General features: G+C 58.6%; 13 protein-coding genes. All 13 read left to right on the top strand.

Annotated elements, in window-relative coordinates; genetic code table 11:
* The first annotated feature begins 400 nt into the window (after positions 1-400).
* Positions 401-3,070 (top strand): DNA gyrase subunit A, encoded by a 2,670-nt coding sequence (gene gyrA / locus HCU66_RS24395; protein WP_205890967.1) that lies wholly within the window; start codon positions 401-403, stop codon positions 3,068-3,070.
* A 228-nt stretch (positions 3,071-3,298) separates the two neighbouring features.
* Positions 3,299-4,384: a 3-phosphoserine/phosphohydroxythreonine transaminase gene (gene serC, locus HCU66_RS24390; RefSeq protein WP_205890966.1), complete on the top strand. Its 1,086-nt coding sequence runs from the start codon at positions 3,299-3,301 to the stop codon at positions 4,382-4,384.
* Positions 4,384-5,478, top strand: a complete 1,095-nt coding sequence (pheA, locus tag HCU66_RS24385) for a prephenate dehydratase (protein ID WP_007939916.1) — start codon at positions 4,384-4,386, stop codon at positions 5,476-5,478. The genes serC and pheA overlap by 1 nt, the downstream gene beginning before the upstream one ends.
* 11 nt (positions 5,479-5,489) lie before the next feature.
* Positions 5,490-6,602, top strand: coding sequence for a histidinol-phosphate transaminase (hisC, locus tag HCU66_RS24380; RefSeq protein ID WP_205890965.1), 1,113 nt, complete (start codon positions 5,490-5,492; stop codon positions 6,600-6,602).
* A gap of 28 nt (positions 6,603-6,630) precedes the next feature.
* The gene (locus tag HCU66_RS24375; protein WP_241015663.1) at positions 6,631-8,838 is read left to right on the top strand and encodes a bifunctional prephenate dehydrogenase/3-phosphoshikimate 1-carboxyvinyltransferase; all 2,208 of its coding nucleotides are present in this window, start codon (positions 6,631-6,633) and stop codon (positions 8,836-8,838) included.
* Positions 8,835-9,524 carry a (d)CMP kinase gene (cmk, locus tag HCU66_RS24370; protein ID WP_205890963.1) on the top strand — a complete coding sequence of 230 codons (690 nt, stop codon included), beginning with the start codon at positions 8,835-8,837 and terminating at the stop codon, positions 9,522-9,524. The genes HCU66_RS24375 and cmk overlap by 4 nt, the downstream gene beginning before the upstream one ends.
* A gap of 119 nt (positions 9,525-9,643) precedes the next feature.
* Entirely contained in the window at positions 9,644-11,335 is a 1,692-nt protein-coding gene (rpsA, locus tag HCU66_RS24365) for a 30S ribosomal protein S1 (protein WP_205890962.1), read from the top strand.
* A 204-nt stretch (positions 11,336-11,539) separates the two neighbouring features.
* Positions 11,540-11,818 carry a hypothetical protein gene (locus tag HCU66_RS24360; RefSeq protein ID WP_205890961.1) on the top strand — a complete coding sequence of 93 codons (279 nt, stop codon included), beginning with the start codon at positions 11,540-11,542 and terminating at the stop codon, positions 11,816-11,818.
* A gap of 150 nt (positions 11,819-11,968) precedes the next feature.
* The gene (gene ihfB / locus HCU66_RS24355; RefSeq protein WP_007899751.1) at positions 11,969-12,265 is read left to right on the top strand and encodes an integration host factor subunit beta; all 297 of its coding nucleotides are present in this window, start codon (positions 11,969-11,971) and stop codon (positions 12,263-12,265) included.
* 27 nt (positions 12,266-12,292) lie between these two features.
* Entirely contained in the window at positions 12,293-12,532 is a 240-nt protein-coding gene (locus tag HCU66_RS24350; protein WP_205890960.1) for a LapA family protein, read from the top strand.
* A gap of 224 nt (positions 12,533-12,756) precedes the next feature.
* A complete protein-coding gene (gene rfbB, locus HCU66_RS24345) occupies positions 12,757-13,833 on the top strand; it encodes a dTDP-glucose 4,6-dehydratase (RefSeq protein ID WP_205890959.1) in 1,077 nt (358 codons plus the stop codon).
* Positions 13,830-14,723: a dTDP-4-dehydrorhamnose reductase gene (gene rfbD / locus HCU66_RS24340; protein WP_205890958.1), complete on the top strand. Its 894-nt coding sequence runs from the start codon at positions 13,830-13,832 to the stop codon at positions 14,721-14,723. Before rfbB ends, rfbD begins: the two co-directional genes overlap by 4 nt.
* Positions 14,720-15,602, top strand: an 883-nt coding sequence (gene rfbA, locus HCU66_RS24335) for a glucose-1-phosphate thymidylyltransferase RfbA (RefSeq protein ID WP_205890957.1), incomplete at its 3' end; no start/stop codon positions are given. The genes rfbD and rfbA, both read left to right, overlap by 4 nt.

Here is a 15,602-nt window from a genome sequence, read left to right as displayed (position 1 = left end):
CCTTCGCGGGCAAGCCTCGCTCCTACAGGTTCGATGATTCTGTAGGCGCGAGGCTTGCCCGCGAAGAACGATGACGCGATCTACCTTGCCTGATAGCCGCAATTTGGCGTGCGAATCGGGCTTGATGATCCCTCTAAGCCCCTCTCGTCCCTTTCAAGCCTGTCACCGGTCAACTAACTATGCTCCATGCGCATCTGGGGGATAGGTGCGTGGCGGCTCTTGTGATAACATCCGGCGGTTTCCAGGGTAGCCTGATGTGGCTGCCTTTACTGCGCAGATCCATGGCATAACTCGTTGATTTGTCGTAAGTCGGTGCACGGCACTCAGTCTGCATCGGCGAGCTTCGTTCGTCCCATATGGATGTGACGAAGTTTCACCAGAAAAAGGAATCAGGCTTCTCATGGGCGAACTGGCCAAAGAAATCCTCCCGGTCAATATCGAAGACGAGCTGAAGCAGTCCTACCTCGACTACGCGATGAGCGTGATTGTCGGGCGGGCACTGCCGGATGCGCGCGATGGCTTGAAGCCCGTGCACCGGCGTGTACTGTTCGCGATGAGCGAGCTGGGCAACGACTTCAACAAGCCGTACAAGAAATCTGCCCGTGTGGTCGGTGACGTGATCGGTAAGTATCACCCTCACGGTGATACCGCGGTGTACGACACCATCGTTCGGATGGCGCAGCCATTCTCGCTGCGTTACCTGCTGGTAGACGGTCAGGGCAACTTCGGTTCGGTGGACGGCGACAACGCCGCGGCCATGCGATACACCGAAGTGCGCATGACCAAGCTGGCGCACGAGCTGCTGGCCGACCTGCATAAAGAAACCGTGGACTGGGTGCCCAACTACGACGGCACCGAGATGATCCCCGCGGTCATGCCGACCAAGATCCCCAACCTGCTGGTCAACGGCTCCAGCGGTATCGCCGTGGGCATGGCGACCAACATTCCGCCGCACAACCTCGGTGAAGTCATCGACGGTTGCCTGGCACTCATCGACAACCCGGAACTGACCGTCGATGAGTTGATGCAATACATCCCCGGTCCGGACTTCCCGACCGCCGCGATCATCAACGGTCGCGCCGGTATCATCGAAGCCTACCGCACCGGTCGCGGACGCATTTACATGCGTGCCCGTTCGATCATCGAAGACATCGACAAGGTCGGTGGTCGTCAGCAGATCGTCATCACCGAACTTCCTTACCAGCTGAACAAGGCCCGTCTGATCGAGAAGATCGCCGAGCTGGTCAAGGAGAAGAAGCTCGAGGGCATCACCGAGCTGCGCGACGAGTCCGACAAGGACGGTATGCGCGTCGTGATCGAATTGCGTCGCGGCGAAGTGCCTGAGGTGATCCTCAACAACCTTTACGCCCAGACCCAGCTGCAAAGCGTTTTCGGCATCAACATCGTCGCGCTGATCGATGGTCGTCCGCGGATCCTCAACCTCAAGGACCTGCTGGAAGCCTTCGTTCGTCACCGTCGCGAAGTCGTTACCCGCCGTACCGTGTTCGAACTGCGCAAAGCGCGTGAACGTGGCCATATCCTGGAAGGCCAGGCGGTTGCCCTGTCGAACATCGACCCGGTCATTGCCCTGATCAAGGCTTCGCCGACCCCGTCGGAAGCCAAGGAAGCGCTGATCAGCACGCCGTGGGAATCCTCCGCCGTGGTCGCGATGGTCGAGCGTGCCGGTGCCGACTCGTGCCGCCCGGAAAACCTCGATCCGCAATACGGTCTGCGCGACGGCAAGTACTTCCTGTCGCCGGAACAGGCGCAAGCCATCCTGGAGCTGCGTCTGCACCGCTTGACTGGTCTGGAGCACGAAAAGCTGCTGGCCGAGTATCAAGAGATCCTCAACCAGATCGGCGAGCTGATCCGCATCCTCAACAGCGCCACGCGCCTGATGGAAGTGATCCGCGAAGAGCTGGAAGTGATTCGCGCCGAGTACGGCGATGTGCGTCGCACCGAGATTCTCGATGCCCGTCTCGACCTGACCCTGGGCGACATGATCCCGGAAGAAGGCCGCGTCGTGACCATTTCCCATGGTGGCTATGCCAAGACCCAGCCGTTGGCGGCGTACCAGGCCCAGCGTCGTGGCGGTAAAGGCAAATCGGCCACCGGCGTCAAGGATGAGGACTACATCGCTCACCTGCTGGTCGCCAACAGCCATACCACGCTGTTGCTGTTCTCCAGCAAGGGCAAGGTGTACTGGCTGAAAACCTACGAAATTCCGGAAGCGTCCCGTGCTGCCCGTGGTCGTCCGCTGGTCAATCTGCTGCCGCTGGACAGTGATGAATACATCACCACCATGCTGCCGGTCGAGGAATACACCGAGGGTCACTTCATCTTCATGGCCACCGCCAAGGGCACCGTGAAGAAGACCCCGCTGGAGTCCTTCAGCCGTCAACGCAGCGTTGGCCTGATCGCGCTGGAACTGGATGAAGGCGACGTGCTGATCTCCGCCGCCATTACCGATGGCGAGCGCGAAGTCATGCTGTTCTCCGACGGCGGCAAGGTGACTCGCTTCAAGGAAACCGACGTTCGCGCCATGGGGCGTACCGCTCGCGGTGTCCGCGGCATGCGTCTGCCGGAAGGCCAGAAGCTGATTTCCATGCTGATCCCGGAAGAAGGCAGTCAGATCCTCACCGCTTCGGCGCGTGGTTTCGGCAAGCGCACCGCGATCACTGAGTTCCCTGAGTACAAGCGTGGCGGTCAGGGCGTTATCGCCATGGTCAGCAACGAGCGTAACGGTCGTCTGGTCGGCGCGGTTCAGGTGCTCGACGGTGAAGAGATCATGCTGATTTCCGACCAGGGTACGTTGGTTCGTACCCGCGTCGACGAAGTGTCCAGCCTGGGTCGTAACACCCAGGGCGTGACCCTGATCAAACTGGCCAGCGATGAAACGCTGGTGGGCCTGGAGCGGGTTCAGGAGCCGTCGGAAGTCGAAGGCGAAGAGCTGGAAGGCGAAGGGCTTGAAGGTGAAGAGGGTGCAGTGTTCGACGGTGAAGTCGTGATCGACGAGGTTGCCGAAGACCAGCAACTCGACGCCGCCGCCGACGAAGAACCGCAGGAGTAAGCGAGCAAGCAGGGGGCGGATGAAGATTCGCCCCCTTGTTGTTTGTCCTGTTTGAAAATTTGCGACACTGCACAGGATCGTTCCCACGCTCTGCGTGGGAATGCCGCTCGGGACGCTCCGCGTCCCATGACGCAGAGCGTCATTGGATGCATTCCCACACAGAGCGTGGGAACGATCATCCGCAGACCGAAAGATTTAAGTGACCACCAAATCAGAGCGAGATTGGATGTGAGCAAGAGAGCCTATAACTTCTGTGCCGGTCCTGCGGCGCTTCCCGAAGCTGTCCTGAAGCGCGCTCAGGCGGAACTCCTTGATTGGCACGGCAAGGGCCTGTCGGTCATGGAAATGAGCCATCGCAGCGATGAGTTCGTGTCCATTGCCACCAAGGCCGAGCAGGATCTGCGTGATCTGCTGAATATCCCCTCGAACTATAAAGTGCTGTTTCTGCAAGGTGGCGCCAGCCAGCAGTTTGCTCAGATTCCGCTGAACCTGTTGCCCGAAGGTCGCACCGCCGACTATATCGACACCGGTATCTGGTCGCAGAAAGCGATGGAAGAAGCCTCGCGCTACGGCCACGTCAATGTTGCCGCAACCGCCAAGCCTTACGACTATTTCGCGATTCCCGGTCAGAACGAATGGAGCCTGTCCAAGGACGCGGCCTACGTTCACTACGCGCCGAACGAAACCATCGGCGGCCTGGAATTCCAGTGGATCCCGGAAACCGGTGATGTGCCGCTGGTCGCCGACATGTCTTCGGACATCCTGTCGCGTCCAGTCGATGTTTCGCGCTTCGGCATGATCTACGCCGGCGCCCAGAAAAACATCGGTCCGAGCGGCATCGTCGTGAACATCGTTCGCGAAGACCTGCTGGGTCACGCCCGTTCCATTTGCCCTACCATGCTCAACTATAAAGTCGCGGCCGATAACGGCTCGATGTACAACACCCCGCCAACCCTGGCCTGGTACTTGTCCGGTCTGGTGTTCGAGTGGCTGAAAGAGCAGGGTGGTGTCGAAGCTATTGGCAAGCTCAATGAAGTGAAGCAGCGCACGTTGTACGACTTCATCGACGCCAGCGGCTTGTACAGCAACCCGATCAACAAGTCGGACCGCTCGTGGATGAACGTGCCGTTCCGTCTGGCTGACGATCGTCTGGACAAGCCGTTCCTGGCCGGTGCCGACGAACGTGGCCTGCTGAACCTCAAGGGTCACCGTTCCGTAGGTGGCATGCGTGCCTCCATCTATAACGCCGTCGATATCGTTGCGGTCAACGCACTGGTTTCGTACATGGCAGAGTTCGAGAAGGAACACGGCTAATGTCTGAGCAAGAACTCAAGGCACTGCGCCTTCGCATTGACGCTCTGGACGAAAAAGTCCTGGAGCTGATCAGTGAGCGCGCACGCTGCGCCCAGGAAGTTGCGCGAGTAAAGATGGCCTCGCTGGCCGAAGGCGAAGTGCCGGTGTTCTATCGTCCTGAGCGCGAAGCTCAGGTGCTCAAGCGCGTGATGGAGCGTAACCAGGGGCCGCTGGGCAACGAAGAGATGGCGCGGCTGTTCCGCGAAATCATGTCCTCGTGCCTGGCCCTCGAGCAGCCGCTGAAAGTAGCTTACCTCGGCCCTGAAGGTACCTTCACTCAGGCTGCGGCCATGAAGCACTTCGGTCATGCGGTGATCAGCAAGCCAATGGCGGCGATCGACGAAGTGTTCCGTGAAGTGGCGGCCGGTGCGGTGAACTTTGGCGTGGTCCCGGTGGAAAACTCCACCGAGGGCGCGGTCAACCACACCCTCGACAGCTTCCTCGAGCACGACATGGTGATCTGTGGCGAAGTCGAGCTGCGCATCCACCACCACCTGTTGGTCGGCGAAAACACCAAGACCGACAGCATCAGTCGCATCTATTCCCACGCCCAGTCCCTGGCCCAGTGCCGCAAATGGCTGGATGCCCATTACCCGAATGTCGAGCGCGTGGCGGTGTCCAGCAACGCCGAAGCGGCCAAGCGGGTCAAGGGTGAGTGGAACTCGGCGGCGATTGCCGGCGACATGGCTGCTGGCCTTTACGGGTTGACCCGTCTGGCCGAAAAAATCGAGGATCGCCCGGACAACTCCACGCGATTCCTGATGATCGGTAACCAGGAAGTGCCGCCAACCGGCGACGACAAGACCTCGATCATCGTCTCCATGAGCAACAAGCCCGGCGCGCTCCACGAATTGCTGGTGCCGTTCCACGACAATGGTATCGACCTGACACGGATCGAGACCCGTCCGTCGCGCAGCGGTAAATGGACCTACGTGTTCTTCATCGACTTCGTCGGCCACCACCGCGACCCGCTGGTCAAAGGTGTGCTGGAAAAGATCAGTCAGGAAGCAGTGGCACTCAAAGTGCTGGGTTCCTACCCGAAAGCAGTTCTCTAAGGGGGTAGCAAATGAGTGGCAACTTCCTCGCTCTGGCGCAGCCGGGCGTGCAACAACTTTCGCCTTACGTTCCGGGCAAACCCGTGGACGAGCTGGCCCGTGAGCTGGACCTCGATCCGGCCAGCATCGTCAAACTGGCGAGCAATGAAAACCCGCTGGGCGCCAGTCCCAAGGCACTGGCAGCGATTCGCGAAGAGCTCGCCGAGCTGACCCGCTATCCGGACGGCAACGGCTTTGCCCTCAAGACCCTGCTCGCCGATCAGTGCCGCGTCGAGCTGAACCAGGTAACGCTGGGCAATGGCTCCAACGACATTCTGGAACTGGTCGCTCGTGCCTATCTGGCACCGGGCCTGAACGCGGTGTTCAGTGAGCATGCGTTTGCGGTCTATCCGATCGTGACCCAGGCCGTTGGCGCCCAGGCAAAAGTGATCCCGGCCAAAGACTGGGGCCATGATCTGCCGGCCATGCTGGCCGCGATCGATGCCGATACCCGCGTGGTATTCATCGCCAATCCGAACAACCCCACCGGGACCTGGTTCGACGCCGAGGCGCTGGATGAATTCCTGCAGGACGTACCGGCCCATGTGCTGGTAGTGCTGGACGAAGCCTACATCGAGTACGCCGAAGGCAGCGACTTGCCGGATGGCCTGGACTATCTGGCCGCTTATCCGAACCTGCTGGTTTCGCGCACGTTCTCCAAGGCCTACGGCTTGGCATCGTTGCGGGTCGGCTACGGTTTGTCTTCGGCCATCGTCGCCGATGTGCTCAATCGCGTGCGTCAACCGTTCAATGTCAACAGTCTCGCCCAGGCCGCCGCGTGTGCTGCGCTGCAAGATGTCGAGTACCTGGCTGAAAGCCGTCGCCTGAACGAGTCCGGCATGCGGCAGTTGGAAGCGGGTTTCCGTGAGCTGGGCCTGAGCTGGATTCCATCCAAGGGCAACTTCATCTGTGTCGATCTGGGGCGCGTCGCTGCTCCGGTGTTCGAGGGGTTGCTGCGCGAAGGCGTGATCGTGCGTCCGGTGGCCAACTACGGCATGCCGAACCATCTGCGCATCACCATCGGTTTGCCAGCGGAAAACAGCCGCTTCCTTGAGGCGCTGACCAAGGTTTTGGCCCGTGGTTGATGTCACTGCATTGCAATCTGCTCAACCTATGATCGGTCGCCTGGTGGTGATCGGTCTGGGGTTGATCGGCGGTTCGTTTGCCAAGGGCTTGCGTGAAAGCGGTCTGTGCCGCGAGGTGGTCGGGGTTGATCTCGATCCGCAATCACGCAAGCTGGCGGTCGAGTTGGGTGTGGTGGATCGCTGCGAAGAAGACCTGGCGGCGGCTTGTCAGGGCGCGGACGTGATTCAGCTGGCGGTACCGATCCTGGCCATGGAGAAGTTGCTCGCGCTGTTGGCGGGCATGGATCTGGGGCAGGCGATTCTGACCGATGTCGGCAGTGCCAAGGGCAATGTGGTGCGCGCGGCGACCGAGGCGTTTGGCGGCATGCCGGCGCGTTTCGTGCCGGGGCATCCAATCGCCGGTTCCGAGCAGAGCGGGGTGGAGGCCTCCAATGCCGAACTGTTCCGTCGCCATAAAGTGATTCTGACGCCGCTGGATCAGACCGATCCGGCCGCGCTGGCGGTGGTCGACCGGTTGTGGCGCGAACTGGGCGCCGACGTCGAGCACATGCAGGTCGAGCGTCACGACGAGGTGTTGGCGGCGACCAGCCATTTGCCGCACTTGCTGGCGTTCGGTTTGGTCGATTCGTTGGCCAAACGCAATGAAAATCTTGAGATCTTCCGTTACGCTGCGGGCGGTTTCCGCGATTTCACAAGAATCGCCGGTAGCGACCCGGTCATGTGGCACGACATCTTCCTCGCCAACCGCGAAGCTGTCCTGCGCACACTCGATACATTTCGCAGCGACCTCGACGCCTTGCGCGACGCGGTCGATGCAGGGGATGGGCACCAATTGTTGGGCGTGTTCACGCGCGCCCGGGTTGCCCGCGAGCATTTCAGTAAAATCCTGGCCCGCCGGGCCTATGTGGACGCTATGAATTCCAACGATCTGATTTTCCTGGCACAACCTGGTGGCCGCCTGACTGGGCGGATTCGTGTACCGGGCGACAAATCGATTTCCCACCGCTCGATCATGCTCGGTTCCCTGGCCGAAGGCGTCACCGAAGTGGAAGGGTTCCTCGAGGGCGAAGACGCTCTGGCGACCCTGCAAGCTTTCCGCGACATGGGTGTCGTCATCGAAGGTCCGCACCACGGTCGTGTGACCATTCACGGCGTCGGCCTGCATGGCCTCAAGCCTGCACCGGGCCCGATCTATCTGGGCAACTCCGGCACCTCGATGCGTCTGCTGTCTGGCCTGTTGGCTGCGCAGAACTTCGACAGCACCCTGACCGGCGACGCTTCGCTGTCCAAGCGTCCGATGAATCGCGTGGCCAATCCGCTGCGCGAAATGGGTGCCGTGATCGAGACTGCCGCTGAAGGTCGTCCACCGATGACCATTCGTGGCGGCAACAAGCTAAAAGGCCTGACATACACCATGCCGATGGCCAGTGCCCAGGTTAAATCCTGCCTGCTGCTGGCGGGTCTGTACGCCGAAGGCAAGACCACGGTCACCGAGCCGGCACCGACTCGCGACCACACCGAGCGCATGCTGCGCGGTTTCGGCTATCCGGTGACCGTCAACGGCGCGACTGCCTCGGTCGAGTCTGGCCACAAGTTGACCGCGACTCACATTGAAGTGCCGGGCGATATCTCGTCGTCGGCGTTCTTCCTGGTGGCGGCGTCGATTGCCGAAGGTTCGGAGCTGGTGCTCGAGCACGTCGGCATCAACCCGACCCGCACCGGCGTAATCGACATCCTGCGCCTGATGGGCGCTGACATCACTCTGGAAAACCAGCGTGAAGTCGGTGGCGAGCCGGTAGCCGACCTGCGCGTACGGGCAGCTAAACTCAAAGGTATCGAGATTCCCGAAGCGCTGGTTCCACTGGCCATCGACGAGTTCCCGGTGCTGTTCGTGGCCGCGGCATGTGCCGAAGGGCGCACCGTACTGCGCGGCGCTGAAGAGCTGCGCGTGAAGGAATCGGACCGGATCCAGGTCATGGCGGACGGTTTGCTGGCGTTGGGCGTCAAGTGCGAGCCCACCCCGGACGGCCTCATCATCGACGGCGGTCAGATCGGCGGCGGTGAAGTGCACGGTCACGGCGATCACCGGATTGCCATGGCCTTCAGCGTGGCTTCGCTGCGCGCCACTGCACCGATCCGCATCCATGATTGCGCCAACGTTGCGACCTCGTTCCCGAACTTCCTTGCGTTGTGCGCGCAGGTCGGTATTCGTGTGGCACAAGAGGCTCAGTCGTGATCAGCATCGCACCGGTCATCACCATTGATGGGCCAAGCGGCTCTGGCAAAGGGACTGTCGCCGGGATGCTGGCCAAGCGCCTGGGCTGGAACCTGCTGGATTCCGGTGCACTTTATCGGTTGCTGGCTTTCGCGGCGCGTAACCATGGCGTCGATCTGACAAATGAGGAATTGCTCAAGAAGCTCGCCGCTCATCTGGATGTGCAGTTCATCGCGGCGACCGATGGTCAGCTGCAGCGCATTATTCTGGAAGGTGATGAAGTCAGCGATGTCATCCGTACCGAAAGTGTCGGCTCGGGTGCCTCTCAGGTGGCTGCATTGCCCGCCGTTCGTGAGGCGCTGCTGCAGCGCCAGCGGGCCTTTCGGGAATCGCCGGGTCTGGTGGCCGATGGTCGTGACATGGGGACGGTGGTATTTCCCGACGCGCCGTTGAAGATTTTCCTCACGGCCAGTGCCGAGGAGCGTGCGCGCCGACGCTACTTGCAGTTGAAGGGCAAAGTCGATGGTGTTAGTCTGTCGAGTCTGCTAGATGAGATACGTGCGCGCGATGAGCGTGACACCCAGCGAGCGGTAGCCCCGCTCAAGCCGGCGGCTGACGCCATACAGCTGGATTCCACGGAATTATCCATCGATCAGGTGCTGGAACGCATCATGAGCGAGATCGCCATTCGCGATATCGCCGGGTGACCAAGAGGGCCGCGGGGGACCAGTCATAGTCCTGCGGTGCTTCTTTTAAATGAAACTAACCCACATCGTCTGGGATGTGGAGATGGGCGTATTCTTCGCCCTTATCAACAGGAATTAAAATGAGCGAAAGCTTTGCGGAACTCTTTGAAGAAAGCCTAAAAACCCTGAACCTTCAGGCAGGCTCCATCATCACCGGTGTTATCGTTGATATCGATTACCAGGCTCGCTGGGTAACCGTTCACGCTGGCCTGAAGTCTGAAGCACTCATCCCGCTTGAGCAGTTCTACAACGACGCTGGCGAACTGAACATCAACGTCGGTGACGAAGTTCACGTTGCGCTGGACTCGGTTGAAGACGGCTTTGGTGAAACCAAGCTGTCCCGTGAAAAAGCCAAGCGCGCTGAATGCTGGATTGTTCTGGAAGCAGCCTTCGCAGCCGAAGAAGTGGTCAAGGGCGTTATCAACGGTAAGGTTAAAGGCGGCTTCACTGTCGACGTTAACGGCATCCGTGCGTTCCTGCCAGGTTCTCTGGTTGACGTCCGTCCAGTGCGCGACACCACGCACCTGGAAGGCAAAGAGCTGGAATTCAAGGTCATCAAGCTCGATCAGAAACGCAACAACGTTGTCGTTTCCCGTCGCAGCGTCCTCGAAGCCGAGAACTCCGCCGAGCGTGAAGCTCTGCTGGAATCCCTGCAGGAAGGCCAACAAGTCAAAGGTATCGTCAAGAACCTCACCGATTACGGCGCATTCGTCGATCTGGGTGGCGTCGATGGCCTGCTGCACATTACCGACATGGCTTGGAAGCGTATCAAGCATCCTTCCGAAATCGTCAACGTTGGCGACGAGATCGATGTCAAGGTTCTGAAGTACGATCGCGAACGCAATCGTGTTTCCCTGGGCCTCAAGCAGCTGGGCGAAGATCCATGGGTTGCTATCAAAGCCCGTTACCCAGAAAGCACTCGCGTTACCGCTCGTGTAACCAACCTGACCGACTACGGCTGCTTCGCTGAGCTGGAAGAAGGCGTTGAAGGTCTGGTACACGTTTCGGAAATGGACTGGACCAACAAGAACATCCACCCTTCGAAAGTCGTACAAGTCGGCGACGAAGTGGAAGTCATGGTTCTGGACATCGACGAAGAGCGTCGTCGTATCTCCCTCGGCATCAAGCAGTGCAAGTCCAACCCATGGGAAGACTTCTCTGGCCAGTTCAACAAGGGCGATAAAATCTCCGGCACCATCAAGTCGATCACCGATTTCGGTATCTTCATTGGTCTGGACGGCGGCATCGACGGTCTGGTTCACCTGTCCGACATCTCCTGGAACGAAGTGGGCGAAGAAGCCGTACGCCGCTTCAAGAAAGGCGACGAGCTGGACACCGTTATCCTGTCGGTTGACCCAGAGCGCGAGCGCATCTCCCTGGGTATCAAGCAACTGGAAAGCGATCCGTTCTCCGAGTACGTTCAAGAGAACGACAAAGGCGCCATCGTTAAAGGCATCGTGAAAGAAGTTGACGCCAAAGGCGCCATCATCACTCTGGCCGACGATATCGAAGCGACTCTGAAAGCCTCCGAAATCAGCCGTGACCGCGTTGAAGACGCGCGCAACGTTCTGAAAGAAGGCGAAGAAGTAGAAGCCAAGATCATCAGCGTTGACCGCAAGAGCCGCGTAATCCAGCTCTCGATCAAGTCGAAAGACGTTGAAGACGAGAAAGAAGCTATCCAGAGCTTGAAAGACAAGCCTGCTGATAGCATCGCTGCTGGTCCTACCACTCTGGGCGACCTGTTGCGTGCACAAATGGAAAAACAGAACTGAGTTCTGTCAGACCATAAAAAAGGGCGACTTCGGTCGCCCTTTTTTGTGTCTGCAATTTGATGAATTCCCCAACAATCTTTCATTCATGAAACCAACGATCTGGATGGGCTGTCAGTTTCTTTATGTGGGGCAATCGTTGATTCAGGGCTAGTCTTGGTTTGAAGTGAACGACCGTCGGGCAGTGTGCCTGGTCTAAGGAAGTGAATGAACAAGCTCATTGTCGTGATAGTGGTAATGACATTGGCAGGTTGTACTACCAGCGCCAAGACTCATGCGGTGCGTGGGGTCAGTGGCATAGAGATCGATTGTTCAGGGCTGGGTTCGGGATGGGAGAGGTGCCACAAGCGAGCTGCCAGGGAGTGCAAGGGCGCGGGCTATAAAGTTGTCGTAAGGTCCGATGACGCAAAGGAGGAAGATGAATTCCCTTTTGGCTTCAATCCCGCGGGTTATCTGACACGCACCATGCTGGTTATCTGTAGGTGAATGCAGGGTTTGAGTAGTGTTCAGGTGCTCTGAAATCGGGCATCTCAGTGTCGGGAAAGAGATGTCAAGAACTCGGGCTGTTCAAATTCCTCCGGGCATGCTAAAACCTTTGAAGCGCTGATCTAGCTGCTTGAAAAAGAAGGGAAAAATATGACGAAGTCGGAGTTGATCGAACGAATTGTCACCCATCAAGGGCTACTCTCATCCAAGGATGTGGAGCTGGCCATCAAGACCATGCTTGAGCAAATGTCCCAATGCCTGGCCACAGGCGATCGAATTGAGATCCGTGGTTTTGGCAGCTTTTCACTGCACTATCGCGCACCGCGCGTAGGCCGCAATCCTAAAACCGGTCAGTCCGTCAGTCTCGACGGCAAATTCGTTCCGCATTTCAAGCCAGGCAAAGAACTGCGCGATCGCGTGAACGAAGAAGAGGAGGAGGGGCTTTGACAGCTGCTGCACTTCAAGGAACTGCCGATGCGTAACCTCAAGCGCGTACTTCTCGCTGTATTTATCCTGTTGCTCGTTCTGGCAATCCTGGCGTTCGTTCTTGAGAACCAGCAAGGCGTGTCATTGCTGTTTCTGGGGTGGGCGGGGCCACAGCTGCCAGTCTCGCTGATCATGGTGCTTGCGCTGCTGGTCGGCATGGTGATCGGGCCGATTCTTGGCTGGTTTCTGGGGCGTACATCCAGGGCTTCACGCAAGCGTCTCGTCTGACTACGACAAGCCCGTGGTATCGAATTTGCAGCGCAGCCTGTCCATATCCATTAGTAAAACCTTCATTAAGCTGTAAAATGCTGCGCTTGATCGATAGGAGTAATTCCCGTATCGGTTCAGAGTGGCTCTGTCAGAAGCCTCGGCTGACTTGATGGCTTTTGCATTCATGGATTAGACAGTGCGCGGTTGACGGCCCTGTCAGCAACTTAAGGGTATGGTTTCGCGTGAAAATTCTAGTAACCGGCGGCGCCGGGTTTATCGGCTCGGCAGTCATTCGTCATATCATCTCCAACACTAACGACTCTGTCGTTAACGTCGATAAGCTGACTTATGCCGGTAACCTTGAGTCGCTGGCCGAAGTCAGCCAGAACTCGCGTTACGTATTCGAACGCGTCGATATCTGCGACCGTGATCAGGTCGATCGTGTCCTGCGTGAACACCAACCGGATGCCATCATGCATCTGGCCGCAGAGTCCCATGTTGACCGCTCGATCTCCGGTCCGTCCGAGTTCATCCAGACCAACATCATCGGCACCTACACCTTGCTGGAAGCTGCACGCCATTATTGGGCAGCACTGGATGATGCGCGTAAAGCCAACTTCCGCTTCCACCATATCTCCACCGACGAAGTCTACGGAGACCTCGAAGGTCCGGAAGACCTCTTCACCGAAACCACGCCGTATCAGCCAAGCTCGCCATACTCGGCCAGCAAGGCCAGTTCCGATCACCTGGTTCGCGCCTGGAGCCGTACCTACGGCCTGCCGACCCTGGTCACCAACTGCTCGAACAACTACGGTCCCTGCCATTTCCCTGAGAAGTTGATCCCGCTGATCATTCTCAATGCACTGGAAGGCAAGCCGCTGCCGGTCTACGGCAAAGGCAACCAGGTCCGTGACTGGCTCTACGTCGAAGACCACGCCCGCGCCCTCTACAAAGTCGTGACTGAAGGCGTGATCGGCGAAACCTATAACATCGGCGGCCATAACGAGAAACAAAACATCGAAGTGGTGCACACCCTGTGCGCACTGCTCGACGAACTGCGTCCGGACTCCGCTCATCGCCCACACGCCAGCCTGATCACTTACGTTCAGGATCGCCCGGGCCACGACCAGCGCTATGCGATCGACGCCAGCAAAATTCAGCGCGAGCTGGGTTGGACACCGGAAGAAACCTTTGAAACCGGTATCCGCAAGACCGTCGAGTGGTACCTGAACAACACTGAGTGGGTGGCTCACGTGAAGAGCGGCAGCTACCAGCAATGGATCGACCAGAACTACACGGATCGTTTGGATAAAGCATGAAAATTCTTCTGTTGGGAAAAAACGGCCAGGTGGGCTGGGAGCTGCAACGCTCCCTTGCGCCGCTTGGCGAATTGATCGCCCTGGACCGTCACCCGGTCGATGGGTTGAGCGGCGACCTGTCTGATCTCGATGCACTGCGCGCGACGATCCGTCAGGTCAAGCCCGACGTGATCGTCAACGCTGCGGCCTACACCGCTGTCGATAAAGCCGAATCCGAGACTGAGTTGGCTGACCGTGTGAATGGTCAGGCGAGTCAGGTCATGGCTGAAGAGGCTGCATCCCTGGGTGCCTGGCTGGTTCACTACTCGACCGACTATGTGTTCAGCGGTGAAGGCCTGACGCCATGGCAAGAGACCGATGCCGTCGCCCCGGTGAATCACTACGGCGCCAGCAAACTGGCCGGTGAACAAGCGATTCAAGCCTCGGGCTGCAAGCATCTGATCTTCCGCACCAGTTGGGTCTATGGCGCTCGCGGCAACAACTTTGCCAAAACCATGCTGCGTCTGGGCAAGGATCGCGAGACCTTGAGCGTCATCGCCGACCAGATCGGCGCGCCGACCGGCGCGGACCTGATCGCCGACGTGACTGCGCTGGCCATTCAACAAGTGCTGCAGCGTCCTGAACTGGCGGGCCTGTATCACTTGGCGGCCGCCGGCGAAGTATCCTGGCATGGCTACGCCAGCCACGTGATCGGTTTTGCCAAGGCCAACGGTGAAGAGCTCGCTGTTACAGCGATCAATCCGATAGACACAACCGCTTACCCAACACCGGCGCGCCGCCCTCTGAATTCCCGGTTGAACACTCAGAAACTGCGCGACAATTTCTCTCTGCACTTGCCGGATTGGCAAAGTGGTGTCACCCGAATGCTGATGGAAGTCCTGAATAAATGACCACGACAAATCGTAAAGGCATCATCCTCGCCGGCGGCTCGGGCACTCGTCTGCACCCCTTGACCCTCGGCGTGTCCAAGCAGATGCTGCCAATCTACGACAAGCCGATGATCTTCTATCCGCTGTCGGTGCTGATGCTGGCCGGTATGCGCGAAATCCTGATTATCTCCACCCCAGAAGACCTACCACTTTTCCAGAAATTGCTGGGTGATGGCAGCTTGTACGGCATCAAACTGACCTACGCCGAGCAACCTAGCCCGGACGGTCTGGCACAAGCCTTTATCATCGGCGAAGAGTTCATCGGCAAGGACCCTTGCTGCCTGATCCTGGGCGACAACATCTTCTACGGTCAGCACTTCTCGGAAAACCTGCGTTCCGCCACCACCCAAGAAGTCGGCGCGACCGTATTCGGCTATCACGTATCGGATCCGGAGCGTTTTGGTGTCGTCGAGTTCGACGCTGCCGGCCGTGCCTTGAGCATCGAAGAGAAGCCGCTGAAGCCAAAATCCAGCTATGCGGTGACGGGGCTGTATTTCTACGACAACCAGGTCGTTGAAATCGCCAAGAACATCAAGCCGTCCCCACGTGGCGAGCTGGAAATTACCGACGTTAACCGTGTGTACCTCGAGCAGAAGACCCTCAATGTCGAAATGCTTGGTCGTGGTTTCGCCTGGCTGGATACCGGTACCCATGATTCGTTGCTGGAAGCCAGTCACTTCGTGCATACCATTGAGCAGCGTCAGGGGCTGAAAGTGGCGTGCCTGGAAGAGATTGCTTATCACAATGGCTGGATCAGTGCCGAGCAGTTGAGTATTCAGGCTGATGCTTTGAAGAAGACTGGCTATGGTCAGTATCTGCAGAAGCTACTGGACTCGCCTT

It is taken from the genome of Pseudomonas frederiksbergensis (assembly GCF_017114915.1).
GTDB classification, from domain to species: Bacteria; Pseudomonadota; Gammaproteobacteria; order Pseudomonadales; family Pseudomonadaceae; genus Aquipseudomonas; species Aquipseudomonas frederiksbergensis_I.
The sequence above is the reverse complement of the archived record's forward strand: the minus strand, read 5'-3'. Positions and strand labels throughout refer to the sequence as shown.